Consider the following 15,326-nt stretch of genomic DNA (forward strand, 5'->3'; position numbering starts at 1 on the left):
AAATAGGTATGCCGGTGTCATATAAGGTTGCTGTCTAATCATCGATTTATCAGGGGATGCTGTATCTTTACAATCTTTGCGCAACAAAGCCATAGAAAAGCTAAAACATAAAGCATGAAGTGGAACCCAGCTATGAGAAAAGAAGACGCTCTTGAGTATCATGAGTTTCCAAAACCGGGGAAAATTGAAGTAACCCCGACCAAGCCCTGCTATACGCAGAGGGACTTAAGCCTGGCCTACACCCCGGGAGTGGCCGTGCCGTGCCTTGCCATAAAAGACAATCCCCAGGATATTTATAAGTACACTTCAAAGGGAAATCTCGTCGCCGTGATTTCAAACGGAACTGCTGTGCTTGGACTCGGCAACATAGGAGCCGGAGCGGGCAAGCCGGTCATGGAGGGCAAGGGCGTTTTGTTCAAGAGATTCGCGGATATCGACGTTTTTGACATTGAAATCGACAGCGAGAATCCCGACGAGGTGATAAAAGTCTGCCAGCTTCTTGAACCGACTTTCGGCGGCATTAATCTGGAGGACATAAAAGCCCCTGAATGCTTTTACATAGAAGAAACTCTTAAAAAAACGATGAAGATACCGGTGTTTCACGACGATCAGCACGGCACCGCGATTATCTCGGGAGCAGCGCTTTTAAACGCTCTTGAGGTTGTCGCCAAAAACATAAACGACGTAAAAATAGTATTTAACGGAGCGGGGGCGGCCGGAATTGCGTGCGCAAAACACTATATGGCGCTTGGATTAAAAAGAGAGAATATAATCATGTGCGATACCACAGGCGTCATATACAAAGGCCGCGCGAAGGGAATGAACAAGTATAAGGAGGCGTTTGCCGCCGACACCGACGCAAGAACGCTTGCGGATGCCCTGAGAAGAGCGGACATTTTCGTCGGACTTTCCTCCGAAGACATTTTGACGCCTGAAATGCTTCTGTCAATGGCAAAAAATCCGATAGTTTTCGCCATGGCAAATCCCAATCCTGAAATAAAATATGACCTTGCGGTAGCCACGAGAAAAGACATAGTAATGGCGACCGGCCGCTCGGATTATCCGAATCAGGTCAACAATGTTCTCGGATTTCCGTTCATCTTCCGCGGAGCGCTGGATGTGGGCGCAAAATGCATAAACGACGAGATGAAACTGGCGGCTACTTATGCCCTGGCAAAACTCGCGAAGGAAGATGTGCCTGATTCGGTGAGAAAGGTTTATGGCGGGGAAAAATTGAAGTTCGGAAGAAATTACATTATTCCGAAGCCTTTTGACCCGAGGGTCCTGATCTGGGAGAGTTCAGCGGTCGCGGAAGCCGCGATAAAAACCGGAGTTGCGCAGAAACGCGTTGATATTGGGGCCTACCGCATCGAACTGGAAAAACGGCTGGGCAGGGCGCAGGAAATAATGAGGACGGTCATAGAAAAGGCAAAGCGAAGTCCCAGACGAATAGTATTCCCTGAAGGAGAAGAGGAGAAAATTCTCAGGGCCGCCCAGCTGCTGGTGGATGAAAAAATAGCTTCTCCCATAGTTCTCGGGAACGAAGAAAAAATACGCAAAGTCATGGCTGAAGCCTCAATAGACTCCTCAGGCATCGCTATCATTGATCCGGGGCGTTCCGAAAAATTCCACGGATATATGGAGGAGTATTACAAAATACGGCATAGAAAGGGGGCGACAAAACAAAGAGCGACGGAGCTTGTAGGCACGCCCGTTGCTTTCGGCACCATGATGCTTCACACGGGAGACGCGGATGCCCTGCTCTCCGGGCTGACGCATCATTATCCCGAGGTGATCAGGCCGGCGTTAAGAATCATAAAAGTCGCTTCCGGAGTGAAAAAGGTTTCAGGTCTTTATATGCTCATCACCAAAAAAGACCTTTACTTCGTCGCCGATGCCACGGTAAATATAGAACCGAGCGCGGAGGACCTGGCGGAGATCGCCATGCTTGCGGCAAAAACAGCGCGGCGTTTTGACGTGGAGCCGAGAATAGCGATGCTGTCTTTCTCCAATTTCGGCAGCACCCGGCATCCGCTGGCGGACAAAGTCAGACGCGCTGTTGAAATTGTCAAGAACCTTGCGCCTGAAATAATGATTGACGGCGAAATGCAGGCCGACACGGCCGTGCTGCCTGAAATCATAGAACATACGTATCCTTTCAGCACGCTTAAAGGCGGGGCGAATATTCTGATTTTTCCGAATCTGGAATCCGGAAACATCGCTTACAAACTTCTCAGCCGCATAGGCGGCGCCGCCGCAATCGGCCCGATATTAATGGGAATGAGCAAGCCGGTTCATGTCCTGCAGCGCGAAGACGAAGTGAACGATATAGTCAACATGGCCGCCATAGCCGTGGTTGACGCGCAGGAGATGGAAAAGGAAAAAAAGGCCGGTTCCAGAGGAACTTCCGCAAGAGCCCCAAAAGACGCCGTAGAAGCGGAGAATACAAAGCAAATATGAAATCAACAATAAGCCGGCTGGCAAGAGGAGTGCCTGAGTCTCCGACCTTAAAACTGAATGAAAAAGCGGCCCGGCTGAAGGAAAAAGGCGAAGCAGTGATACATCTGGGCGGCGGAGAGCCGAAAACAAAAACCCCGATAGACGCAATTCTTGCGGCCTCCGGAAAACTGACAAGCGCGGGAATAAAATACACTCCTACCGAACGGCATTCCTGAACTGAAAAAAGCCGTTGTCCGTTATACCGAGGAAAACTACGGCAAAATCGCGGGAGCCCGGAACTATCTGTCATTCATGCCTGCACGCCTGCCCCGCCTAAAGGCGAGGCTCCGCTTTGCCACCGCTTTGCGGGGCAAGCGGGGCCGTGGGCAGGCGTGGAGGAGAGGTTGCTAATATGAAAAGCGAAAGCGGATAGAATGCAATAAATATATTGACGGGTTAATAATTATTGGATTGCATGAGCGCGCATAGATATTTTTCTTCCAATGATATGCAAAAAGCTGATTTTTGTTGAGAATATAGGAGGACAAGATGGGTCTTACTATTTCGGAAAAAATCTTTTCTGAGCATCTTGGCTGCGAATCCCGGGCAGGACAGTTGGTTGTCCCGCCGGTTGATGTCGCCATGTTCCAGGATGGCACAGGACCGTTAGGCGTGCAGGAACTCGAAAAAATGAACCTTGTTAAAGCGGTCAATCCCAAAACGAGAATACTTTTCATTGACCATGCTTCGCCAAGCCCGCGAAAGGAGCTTTCTAACGCTCACTTGATGCTTCGTGATTTTGCCAAAAAGACGGGTGCAATCCTATCCGATTCCGGCGAAGGAATATGTCACCAGAGGCTTGTGGAGGAATATGTCAGCCCCGGTCAGATTGTAGTCGGGGCGGATTCTCATACTTGCACTGCCGGCGCTCTGGGCGCTTTTGCCACAGGCATGGGTTCGACAGATGTCGCCTTAGCATTTGCGCTCGGCAAAACATGGTTCCGCATACCACAGACATTTAAATTTGTCATCAAGGGCAAGATTTCCGAAGGCGTATATGCCAAGGACGTGATTTTGCATATCATTGGCAAAATCGGCGCCGATGGCGCAGATTATAAAGCAATGGAATTTGCCGGCGATGGCGCAGAAAACCTCGACCTGGAGTCCCGGTTTACCATAACCAATATGGCGGTAGAAGCGGGCGGCAAAACGGGTCTATTTGCGACCGATAACAAAACAAAAGATTATCTCGTTGCTCGCGGTCGCGGCGAAAAATTCCGAAAAATCGAATCAGACGCGGAGGCGCATTTTGAAAACACATACGAGTTTGATTTATCCAAAATAGAGCCGACGATCTCACTTCCGCATACTGTTGATAATACAAAAACTACCCGCGAAGCCGAAAAAGAAGGTATTGCGCTGCATCAGGTCGTCATCGGCACATGCACGAATGGAAGGATGTCCGACCTGCGAATAGCGGCGAAAATTCTTAAGGGAAAGAAAATCCATCCCGATGTGAGACTAATTGTCATTCCAGCATCGCGCGAGATTTACATCAAAGCGATGGACGAAGGGCTTTTGCGCATCTTTGTCGAATCCGGCGGCGCAATTTTGTCGCCCGGCTGCGGACCTTGTGTCGGTGTTCACGGGGGAATTCTCGGCGATGGCGAAAGAGTTCTGTCAACCCAGAATCGCAATTTCGAGGGGCGAATGGGCAACACGCAGGGATTTATCTTTCTCGGATCGCCCGCTACTGCTGCTGCGAGCGCAATCGCAGGAAAAATTATTGACCCGAGAAAATATATGTAATCAAATGGGAGATATATAGCGCATGATAGGAGGTTTTCATGATACTCAAAGGCAAAGTTCATAAATTTGGCGATAACATTTCTACCGACCACATCGCGCCGGGGAGGCTATTTCATTTGCGGACGAATCTTCCCGAACTTGCGAAGCATGTGCTCGAGGATGCCGCCCCGGAATTCGCAAAGAAAGTCCAGCCGGGAGATGTTATCGCCGGCGGCAGGAATTTCGGATTGGGCTCGTCTCGCGAACACGCACCGAGAATCATCAAACTTTCAGGAGTTTCCTGCGTTTTGGCGAAATCATTCGCCCGAATATTCTACAGAAATTCCATCAATGTCGGACTGCCGGTGCTGGAAATTGATACGGACAAATTCGATGTCGGCGATGAATTAGAAATTGACCTCGGAAAAGGCATTGTCCGTGACCTTACGAAAAATATCGAACTCACTGCGACACCGCTGCCGCCGGTAATGCTAAAGATTATCGAGGAAGGCGGAATAGAAGAACACATAAAGAAACATGGCGATTTTGCGCTCTGAAGCCTGGATGCAATTGAATAGTCTTCTGATGTGACTTGAACTCACGACTTATTACCAGGAGCATTATATTACTCAGAGCGTATAGTAGTAGACTTTTCCCCCACCAAAACACCCCGCTACATCGGGGCAAGCTGCGAAATACGCTAAATATATTGGATGGAGAAGAAATAGGAATGTCTACTAATATTCACTCCCATTAGAGCTTATCCTCAAATAACAATTTGGGCATAAACGGCTGCAAAACCGCCATACTGCGTCACGCTCATTCACCGTATCGCTGTGGATACGCTTCACTCGCGTTCCTGGTCTGGCAGCTTTTCGCTCGTTTATGCTAACCCAAAGCTTATTTAAGGATAAACTCTTAGTATATGGCAAACCAAGGTAAAGATTACGTTGATTTTACCTGATTACACACCTGCCCGCCGCACAAGGCTTTGGCAGGCGGGGATGAAAAATCGGTGTAATCTACTTTACGCTCTCATTAATAAGTCGTAGGTTGCATCCCATATATGAATTTATCACATTTGCAAATAGAAGTTTAGCAGGAGATCAAAGTTGGGAACGAAAATAAAAGTTCAGAGCGGGGAAATGGTCATCCCCGACGATCCGATTATTCCGTTCATCGAAGGCGATGGCATTGGACCGGATATAATGCGTGCCTCAATGATTGTGTGGAATGCCGCCATAGAGAAGGCTTATAAGGGCAAGCGCAAAATCGAATGGAAGGAAATTTATGCAGGAGGAAAAGCGCTCGAAGTTAAGAAAGAATGGCTCCCGCAGGAGACCGTTGATTCCATTCTTGAATATATTGTTGCTATCAAGGGTCCGTTGACTACTCCGGTCGGTGGAGGTTTTCGCAGCTTGAATGTTACATTGCGTCAGGTGCTTGACCTTTATGCCTGTGTGCGCCCCGTGCGATGGTATCCCGGTGTCGCTTCGCCGATGAAGCATCCGGAATTGATCGATGTCATCGTTTTCCGCGAAAATACGGAGGATGTTTATGCCGGTATAGAATGGGAAATGGGTTCGCCCGAAGCAAAGAAAATAATCGATTTCATCGGCAAGGAATTGGGCAAAAAGATACGCGCTGATTCGGGCATAGGCATAAAGCCTATGTCAGAATTCGGATCGAAGCGTTTGGTGCGAAAGGCAATAAGGCATGCCATCGAACAGAAACGGAAAAGCGTCACGCTTGTGCATAAAGGCAACATAATGAAATACACCGAGGGCGCTTTTAAGAATTGGGGATATGAACTTGCTCTGACCGAATTCCGTGATTTTGTGATTACCGAAGATGAACTCTTTGACATGGTCAAGGCGGATGATGGCGTGACGACAGCATATAAGGAAGGCGCCTTTACTGCTTTGCGCGGCGGGCTGCCCGCAGGAAATCAAGGCGGCAGAATCGTTATGAAAGACCGTATCGCCGACCAGATGTTCCAGCAAATTTTACTCCGTCCGGATGAATACGATGTTCTGGCGATGCCCAATTTGAACGGCGACTATATGTCCGATGCGGCGGCTGCGCAAGTTGGCGGGCTTGGCATCGCTCCCGGTGCAAATATTGGCGACCAGGTCGCACTCTTTGAAGCCACGCACGGCACTGCGCCAAAATATCGAAATCAGGATAAAGTCAATCCCGGTTCGCTTTTGCTTTCGGGTGTGATGATGCTTCGATATATGGATTGGCAGGAAGCCGCCGACCTCTGCGAAAAAGGACTCAGTCGCTCGATACAGGATAAGAAAGTAACATACGACCTCGCCCGGCAGATGGAGGGCGTGCAGCCAATAAAGACATCCGAGTTCGCAAAAGCGATAGTGGAAAGAATGTAAAGCAGTCGTCAGTCATGGTGGAACGCGGACTGATGGCTAATAACCAACGGGAGGTCATGATGAATTGCAAACATTGCGGAAAAGAGATTTCCGATGAATTCTGGTTTTGCCCCTGGTGCGGCATTGCTGCAAAAACCGAAACAGTGGAATACTATGAGAGGGAATCGAGGCATTTACGGTATCTTGGTAAAATTCGCGCTGCAATAGACATGTGCGAAAGGGCGAGCAGGATTTGCGAACCCGATGCGGTTTTGTTGAGACATCAAGGCGACATGCACTATTTGCTCGGCGATATGGACAAATCTATTGCCTGCTATTCGCGTTCAATCGAACTAGAGCCGGATTCAGCGGATTCCTACTATGGAAAGGGAATTGCGTTGTTTCGCACCGGATCTCCGCAGAAGGCAATTGATGATTTTACGAAAACTATCAAGCTAAATCCGGAATATGCAATGGCATATTACTGGCTCGGGATTGCATATTTTCACACGGGCAAGTTTGATGCAGCTGAAGGAGGTTTCCTGTGTTTTCTCGATAAAAGCCCAAAATCAGCTATAACCCGCTATTATCTTGGACAGATATATCTCATCAAGGGCGAGAATGAAAAAGCGATAGAGCAACTGCAGGCACTACAAAAAGTAAATAGCGAAAATGCCTACATATATTATCTACTCGGAAAGACTTACTTTCGAGCAAACAAAATGTTTGAAGCTATTGATGCATTGAAACAAGCAATTAGGCTAAATCCTGAAGATAAGCAGGCAATGGATTTGCTAGATCAGCTGCTCTTCGTTGAAGAGCCATAAGATAATGACATAGCAAAAATTAAGAATTCCTCAATCCCCGCAAGGCATTTTATATGCCTTTTTGATCAAACCCGCAGAAGACCACCCCGAGGCATCGGGGTGGATGAATGCGCGGTGTGTGTTGTCGGTATGGGATTGTTGATCATGGAACACCAAGAAGTCCCGGTGGTGGATCCTTTGTAAGCAAGGCCGAAAGAATTAGGGAAACCACCTCCGCCGATAGGCTTGGGGGTAGTTCACCGCGGCGAACTCGCGCTGAGTTATCGCCCTGCCGTATAGCCAATAAAACTCTTGGTGAGCTTTGTGTCAAAAAGATTCTGCTGGCTAAATAGTTACAATTTTTCTGATTATAAACTAAAAAATACTATGAGAAATCGTGAAAACCTGTGTTTTGAAAAAATACTGGGATACTCATTTCTGATCTGAATGGACGGGATAATCATTTAAAAATATAAAGAAAAAGGCGGGTTGTCCCGTCTTTTTTTTATTCTTGCAAAATCCGCTTAAAACCTGTATAATTTGCGTTTAGCATTCGCCAAAGCATCCGGATTATAATCAAAGGCTGTACCAGAATTGAAGCTTTGCTTAAGAAACCTAATATTAGCTGAAGTTTGACGATGAATAAACATCGCTCTATCATTTCCATCGAACGGGAATATCCGGCCCAGCGCGAAAAGGAACCCCCGGTTTCATCATATTTTGGCGAGGACACCTTCGGTTTGGCGGCGATGCAACAGAAACTGCCGGAGCAGGCATATAAAAGGATGATGGGAATTATCCATCAGGGGAGGCTGTTGGATGTTGATACCGCCAATGTAGTGGCCCACGGCATGAAAGAATGGGCCATAGAAAAGGGAGCCACCCATTTCTGCCACTGGTTCCAGCCGATGACCGGCGCCACAGCCGAGAAGCACGATTCGTTCATCGAGCTGCTGCCGGACGGCGCTTGTATCGAGCGTTTCTCGGGCCGGCAACTGGTGCAAGGCGAACCGGACGCGTCCAGTTTTCCCAGCGGCGGCATCCGGTCGACTTTCGAGGCCCGGGGGTATACCGCCTGGGATCCGTCAAGTCCGGCGTTTATACTCAAGCGAGGCCTTGGAACCACCCTCTGCATTCCCTCGGCATACATTGCCTATAGCGGCGAAGTGCTTGACTATAAAACGCCGTTGTTGCGTTCCCTGGAGGCTCTTAATAAAAGCGGGGTAAAACTACTGAGAGCCTTGGGAAACCAGACTGTCCGCAAGCTATATGCCACGATAGGAGCGGAACAGGAGTATTTCTTGATTGATCAGGACTTCTATTATAAGCGCCAAGACCTGCTTTTGACCGGACGTACACTGCTGGGAGCGACGTCGCCCAAAGGTCAGCAGTTGGATGATCATTATTTCGGCAGCATCCGGGAAAGAGTTTTGTCTTTCATGCACGATGCCGAGGAGGAGCTATATAGATTGGGCATTCCGGCTAAGACCCGCCACAATGAAGTTGCCCCCTGCCAGTTCGAGATAGCTCCGCTATACGAGGAGGCCAATCTGGCCTGCGATCACAATCAATTGCTGATGGAAGTTCTTAAGAAGACCGCCGTTCAACATAAGCTGGCCCTGCTACTCCACGAAAAACCTTTCGCCGGCATCAACGGTTCGGGCAAGCACCTCAACTGGTCTCTGGCCGACGACGCCGGCAACAACCTGCTGAACCCAGGAGCCACGCCGCAAGACAACGTCCAGTTTTTGGTCTTCATGGTGGCCTTCGTCCGGGCCATCCATCGCCACGCCGGATTGCTGAGGGCCTCGGTGGCTTCGGCCGGCAACGATCACCGGCTGGGGGCTAACGAAGCGCCGCCAGCCATCATCTCGGTGTTCCTGGGAGAGCAGCTGACCCGGATACTGGACGACATCGAGCGGGGCAAGGCCACCGTCGCCGACGACCAGGCCATTATAGATCTCGGCATCTCCAAGCTGCCGGTTCTATCGCGGGACAACGCCGACCGCAATCGAACAGCTCCGGTGGCCTTTACCGGCGCCAAGTTTGAGTTTCGGGCGGTTGGTTCGTCCCAGTCAGTTTCTTGGCCTACCGCCTTGCTGAATGTGGCGGTGGCCGAGAGCCTGGAACACCTGGCCGAAAAAATCAAAGCCCGGACCGGCAACATCAACCAGACGGCCCTGGAGGTCATCAGCGAAGAATATCGGCAGATCAAACCGGTGCTGTTCCTGGGCGACTGCTATTCAACCGAATGGGAGCAGGAGGCGGAACGCCGCGGCCTGCCCCACAACAAAACCTCACCCCAGGCCTTTACGGAGCTGATCGGTCCTGCAGCGCTGGAGCTGTTTGAACGCTACCGGGTCCTTTCCAACATTGAGTTACGGTCGCGCCACAAGATCAAGTCAGAACACTATTGCAAGGAACTGGGCATCGAAGCCGCTTGTCTGTTTGAGATCCTGCGGACGCGGGTACTGCCATCGGCCATCAAACAGCAAAATTTAATAGCTGTATCGATCTCCAATGCCGAAAATGTGCTCAAGTCTCCGGAGCTCTATGCTACCCAGCGGGAACTGCTGGCCGAAATATCCGGCCGGATTAGAGCTCTTCAGCAAGGTCTGGAAAAATTACGGGCCAAACAAACAGAGGTTGGGGCAATTGGCAATAATGTCGATCGGGCACAGTTCCTTTGCCGGGAGATTAAGCCATTAATGGAGGATATCCGGAAGTCATCCGATGACCTTGAAACAATGGTGGACGATGAAATATGGCCATTACCAAAATATTGGGAGATGCTATTCATCAATTGAAAAATTGAGGGTAAGAATGCTGAAATAAATACCGATTTTATCTCTGGATGCAATAATTGAACTCTGGCAAATATTGCATTTATATGTTGAGCAGTAAAATCGATATTCAATAAACTAAAGGAGCTTTTTTAGGAAATGGACATCAGGAAAGAACTGGCCTAGCGGCGAGACCGAAAGGGAAGCAAGCCGAAGTTTATAGTTGATAGTGCCAGTATTGTGGTGATATACCCAAATGAACCTGATTATTGTGCCTTTCACGGGCAATAGCATCGAGAGGAATAATATTCCACCCTATACAAAGGCCTGTCAATAAGCTGACAGTTCAACCTTGAGGCCTATAAAAGTGCAAAACTATAGTTACCGACAGTATAAACTCAGATAAATATAAGCGGGAAGAATGATGACCATCGGAATAATACCGGCCAGATACGGTTCCACCAGGTTTCCCGGCAAGCCGCTGGCGGAGATCCAGGGCCGCCCCATGATCTGGCATGTATATCAGCGCTGCCTGAAGGCAAAATACCTGGATCAGCTGCTGGTGGCTACCGACGACAAGAGGATATATGACTGCGTCTTGGGCTTCGGCGGCCGGGCGGTGATGACCTCCAAAAACCACCGGTCGGGTACCGATCGGATAGCCGAGGCCTTGGAGAAATTCGAAATTCGAAAACCTGTCCTGAGAAGGGCAAGTTTGCCTGATTTTCGAAGGGATCCTAAATTCGAAATTATTATCAACATTCAGGGCGATGAACCGCTGATAGATCCCAAAGCCATTGATCTTTTAGCCAAGGCCATGGTGGAGAACCAGAAAACGGAGATGGCCACACTGGTCGGCAGTTTCAAGGATAAAGATGACTTGTTGAGCCCTAACACCGTCAAGGTGGTGGCCGATTATCAGGGATTTGCCCTGTATTTTTCCCGGTCTGTCATTCCTGGCAACCGGGAGGGCAGCCGCAGGCTCTCGAATTACCTCAAACATATCGGCATTTACGCCTACCGACGCGACACCCTGTTCAAACTGATTGCCTGGCCGCAGTCCGCCTTGGAAAAAACCGAAAAACTGGAACAGTTGAGGGCACTGGAGAATGGGGTCAAAATCCGGTTGATCAAAACCGCTTATTCTCCGTTGGCAGTAGATACCCCGGCAGATAAGGCCCGGATATGCAAAATATTAGAAGGCCAATCTTTTGCTTGACATTGGCGTTTTTTGGAGTTAAAATTAACGTCCATTAAAAAATCAACCCAATATTTTATAAATCAAAAGGAATTCAAAAATGAGGAAACAGTGGTTATCCCTGGCCGCCTTAATTGTGGCGTTAGCGGGTATGAGCTTCATGCTGATGGGCTGCGATGCCGTTCTCAGCGGGGCTTTGGTTCACATGCAGCAAAATGATTATCCCGGCGCCATCAAAGTGCTTAATGACGGCATTGCTCAAAATCCAGCCAATGGGCAGTACTATGCCTTGCTGGCCAATTGTTATGTCAACACCCGGCAGTTCAAAGAAGCCGGCCCGGCTTACGAAATGGCTATTAAAAATTGGCCCGACAAAAAAGATTCCCTGACCAAGGCCCGGGATGACGATTGGAAGAGGCTGATCGGAAGTGCTCAGAAAAATATCCAGCAGATGTTTGCCGTGGCCCAGGAATCAGTCAAGGCCTATTCGGACAACGCCCTGAAATACCTGAATCAGGCGGTGGATTTTGCTCCCGACAAGGCCGATAATTACGCTCTCTTTGGTTCTTACTACAGCCTCAATGGTAACGCCGAGGAATCCAAGAAGATGTTTGAAAAGGCCCTCAAAATGGACCCCACCAATGTCAAGCTGTATTCTGTCATAGGAAAAAACGCTGCTCAGGTCGGCAATCTGGACAAAGCCGTCATTTATTACAAAAAATATGTGGACTTGAAGAAGGACGACTTTGAGGGATATCTGGAACTGGGAAAAATCTACCTTCAGAAAAAGATGTACCGCGAGGCTGCCGATGTCCTGATCAAAGCCGCCGACTTAAAAAAGGACGATTTTTTAAGTTTCTATTTTCTGGGCAACGCCTACCTGCAGATGGGCAAATACCAAGAGGCCATCCAGTCATTTACTGCGGCCTCGGTGATCGACCCCAACAACAAGAACGCCTGGTATAACCTGGGCCAGGCATATTATAGCGCAAAGGATTATCCGAAAGCTGCCGAAAATTTTGACAAAGTGGTGAAGATTGACGATAAAGACCTGGAGGCCTGGGTGTTCGTGGGGTACCTGTCCGAAAAGGTAAAGGATTATCAGAAAGCCCTGGAGGCCTATAAAACGCTGGTGACTCTGAAACCCGAATCGGTCGAATACTGGGGAAGCCTGGCCCAGGTTTACCGCAAGATAGGCCGCAAGGCCGAGGCAGAGGAGGCCGCCCAAAAGGCCAAAGCCCTGGAAAAGAAATAGTCCATTATTTTGTTGACCAAAGATGGCAGCTTGATCAGGCTGCCATCTTTTTTTAGAGACCGGAATCTTCCTTCATTTTTAAGTTGAAAACAGGTTCCCCAGCATATAATAATATTTCCTATGAGCAAAAATATTAATGATCCAACAAGCCCAAGGGCCAAAACCAAAACGGTCAAGATAGGCGGTTTTTATATCGGCGGAGAAAATCCCGTATCCATCCAGTCCATGACCAATACCGATACCGCCGATCCCAAAGCCACCCTGGCTCAGATAAAAAAACTCGAGAATGCCGGCTGTCAGATAGTCCGCCTGGCCGTGCCCGATCAGGCGGCGGCCCGGGCCCTGAAACTGATTCGGCAGGGGACCAAAATGCCGCTGGTGGCCGATATCCATTTTGACCATCGTTTGGCTTTAATGGCCCTGGAGGCCGGGGTCGACAAACTGCGGATAAATCCCGGCAATATCGGCTCCCAAGACAAGATAAAGCAGGTGGTTCGGGCCGCCGCCCAAAGAGGCGTTCCCATCAGGATCGGGGTCAATGCCGGGTCGCTGGAGAAGGACATTCTGGCCAGGCATGGCCGCCTCACCGCCTTAGGTCTGGTAGAAAGCGCATTGAGGCACGTCAGGATCCTGGAAGACCTGGGTTTTACCGATATCGTGATCTCGCTCAAAGGCTCGGAGGTGCCAATGACTATCGAGGCTTATCGTATAATGTCCCGAAGATCAAAATATCCCCTACACCTGGGGATCACCGAGGCCGGCACGGCCTATGCCGGGGCCATCCGTTCGGCAGTGGGCATCGGGTCGCTTCTGGCCCAGGGCATCGGGGACACCGTCAGGGTCTCGCTTTCCGGCGACCCGGTGAAGGAAGTGGAGGCGGCCCGGATCATTCTGCAGTCTTTGGACCTGGGAAGTTTCGGGCCGGTGGTGCTGGCCTGCCCCACCTGCGGACGGGCCAAGATCGACGTGGAACGGATCGCCAGCCAGGTGGAAAAAAGGATAAGGAACATCAAAGCTCCTTTAAAAATAGCGGTGATGGGCTGCGCCGTGAATGGGCCGGGCGAAGCCCGCCAGGCCGACATCGGCATCGCAGGCGGTCACCGGGGCCGGGGACTGCTGTTCAAAAAGGGGAAGGCAGTGGAGATGGTCGATGAAAAAATGATGGTGGTAAGATTGCTGGCTGAGATCAATAAAATGTCCCAAAAATAAACCCCGGAAAATTAAGGAGGTATCATGGCCTCGGGTAAAAAAATATTCTTCATAGTCCTGATAGCGGCCGGTGGGCTGCTGTTCGGGCTGACCATGGCGGCCATCGTCTGGTCATCGTTCTCCCAAAGCGGCGGGATGGACATCGGCTACGGTAAATACGTAGGCATAGTGGAGGTGAACGGGGCCATAATTTCATCCGATGAAACCGTCAATATCATAAAAAAATACCGGGACAACAGCGCCATCAAGGCCATAGTGCTGAGGATCCAGAGCCCGGGCGGCGGGGTGGCGGCCTCCCAGGAGATATACCAGGCCCTGAAAAAAACCGCGGAAACCAAGCCGGTGGTCTGTTCCATGGGCGAAGTGGCGGCCTCGGGCGGCTATTACATAGCCTGCGCCTGCGATACCATAGTGGCCAATCCCGGCACCCTGACCGGATCCATCGGGGTGATAATGGAATTCATGGTGGCCGAGGAGCTGATCAAAAAAGTGGGGCTGAAGTTCGAGGTGCTCAAGGCCGGACAGAACAAGGACCTGGGCTCTCCCTTCCGCCAGATGACCCCCGAAGAACGGGCTTTGCTCCAGGGGATGATAGACGACGTCCACTCACAGTTCATAGAGGCCGTGGCCGAGGGCCGAAAGCTTTCGCCGGATTCGGTCAAGCTATTTGCCGACGGCCGGGTTTTCAGCGGGCGCCAGGCCCTGGCTTTACGGCTGGTGGACAAAATGGGAACCCTGGAGGACGCTATTACCGTGGCGGCCGGGATGGCCGGGCTCAAAGAAAAGCCGAAGATCTTCAGGGAACGCAAAAAAAGGCCTACTCTGCTTGACCTGTTGATAAGGGGGGTGGACGAGATTTCGAATCTGGATAACAGCGGGGTGCGATTGCAGTATCGTTTAGTCCGGTAAAAAAACAATAACTATTCAGAGCCACTAAGGCATCAAGGCACACCAAATAACTATTCACAATTTACAATTCACGATTTGGCTTGGTGTCTTTGTCTTTGTGGCTGAATGCTTACAAAAAATAATTTAACTTGCAATTCCCTGTGGTCTCTGCCACAGGGATACCACTGAGAAAAGGGAAAGTTTGAAAACCGTAGGTTTTCAAAGGGCCTGGAACCAAAAACCATGCAATTGCGGTTATTGTAACTTCCATACCCTGCGGTCTCTGCCGCAGGGTGGTTGATTAATCTTGACATATTTTGTTTCTTTGGGTATAATTACCGACATTGCGGGCGTAGCTCAGTGATAGAGTGCTACCTTGCCAAGGTAGACGTCGAGGGTTTAAATCCCTTCGCCCGCTCCATAAAACTCAAGTGAATCCCTCCCCATTATTCAGACTGTGTCATAATAAGAGAGGAAATGACAAACAATGCCGAATATGCTATAATTAGCTGTAATAGAAAAAGGAGCAGGCCATGGCATATCGGTATGGAGATCGCAATCAATGTACGATGTTTCCCAAAAGCATCGAGG

The 15,326-nt window shown here is 49.7% G+C and carries 11 protein-coding genes and 1 tRNA gene; all 12 read left to right on the forward strand.

All coding sequences use genetic code 11. The annotated features are described in order from the left end of the window. The first annotated feature begins 132 nt into the window (after positions 1 to 132). The 12 genes from HY768_09745 (at position 133) to HY768_09800 (ending at position 15,156) form a co-directional block, all read left to right on the forward strand. Positions 133 to 2,460 carry an NADP-dependent malic enzyme gene (locus HY768_09745; protein MBI4727479.1) on the forward strand — a complete coding sequence of 776 codons (2,328 nt, stop codon included), beginning with the start codon at positions 133 to 135 and terminating at the stop codon, positions 2,458 to 2,460. Then, the gene (locus tag HY768_09750) at positions 2,457 to 2,675 is read left to right on the forward strand and encodes a hypothetical protein (GenBank protein MBI4727480.1); all 219 of its coding nucleotides are present in this window, start codon (positions 2,457 to 2,459) and stop codon (positions 2,673 to 2,675) included. The genes HY768_09745 and HY768_09750 overlap by 4 nt, the downstream gene beginning before the upstream one ends. Before the next feature lie 313 nt (positions 2,676 to 2,988). Beyond that, entirely contained in the window at positions 2,989 to 4,248 is a 1,260-nt protein-coding gene (locus HY768_09755) for a 3-isopropylmalate dehydratase large subunit (protein ID MBI4727481.1), read from the forward strand. Between the two features lie 38 nt (positions 4,249 to 4,286). Beyond that, complete coding sequence (locus HY768_09760; protein ID MBI4727482.1) at positions 4,287 to 4,784, forward strand: 3-isopropylmalate dehydratase small subunit; 498 nt, start codon at positions 4,287 to 4,289, stop codon at positions 4,782 to 4,784. Positions 4,785 to 5,339: 555 nt separating this feature from the next. Next, positions 5,340 to 6,617 (forward strand): isocitrate dehydrogenase (NADP(+)), encoded by a 1,278-nt coding sequence (gene icd, locus HY768_09765; protein MBI4727483.1) that lies wholly within the window; start codon positions 5,340 to 5,342, stop codon positions 6,615 to 6,617. A 32-nt stretch (positions 6,618 to 6,649) separates the two neighbouring features. Then, positions 6,650 to 7,423: a tetratricopeptide repeat protein gene (locus HY768_09770; GenBank protein MBI4727484.1), complete on the forward strand. Its 774-nt coding sequence runs from the start codon at positions 6,650 to 6,652 to the stop codon at positions 7,421 to 7,423. Positions 7,424 to 8,040: 617 nt separating this feature from the next. Continuing rightward, positions 8,041 to 10,209 carry a glutamine synthetase III gene (locus HY768_09775; GenBank protein MBI4727485.1) on the forward strand — a complete coding sequence of 723 codons (2,169 nt, stop codon included), beginning with the start codon at positions 8,041 to 8,043 and terminating at the stop codon, positions 10,207 to 10,209. A 397-nt stretch (positions 10,210 to 10,606) separates the two neighbouring features. Then, entirely contained in the window at positions 10,607 to 11,404 is a 798-nt protein-coding gene (kdsB, locus tag HY768_09780) for a 3-deoxy-manno-octulosonate cytidylyltransferase (GenBank protein ID MBI4727486.1), read from the forward strand. Positions 11,405 to 11,483: 79 nt separating this feature from the next. Next, a complete protein-coding gene (locus HY768_09785) occupies positions 11,484 to 12,638 on the forward strand; it encodes a tetratricopeptide repeat protein (protein MBI4727487.1) in 1,155 nt (384 codons plus the stop codon). A 120-nt stretch (positions 12,639 to 12,758) separates the two neighbouring features. Continuing rightward, entirely contained in the window at positions 12,759 to 13,847 is a 1,089-nt protein-coding gene (gene ispG / locus HY768_09790) for a flavodoxin-dependent (E)-4-hydroxy-3-methylbut-2-enyl-diphosphate synthase (GenBank protein ID MBI4727488.1), read from the forward strand. A gap of 24 nt (positions 13,848 to 13,871) precedes the next feature. Then, positions 13,872 to 14,756, forward strand: coding sequence for a signal peptide peptidase SppA (gene sppA / locus HY768_09795; protein MBI4727489.1), 885 nt, complete (start codon positions 13,872 to 13,874; stop codon positions 14,754 to 14,756). A 325-nt stretch (positions 14,757 to 15,081) separates the two neighbouring features. Beyond that, positions 15,082 to 15,156: transfer RNA gene (locus tag HY768_09800), tRNA-Gly, on the forward strand. Positions 15,157 to 15,326 lie beyond the last annotated feature (170 nt).

The sequence above is a fragment of the candidate division TA06 bacterium genome, from assembly GCA_016208585.1.
In the GTDB taxonomy this organism is placed as follows: domain Bacteria; phylum Edwardsbacteria; class AC1; order AC1; family EtOH8; genus UBA5202.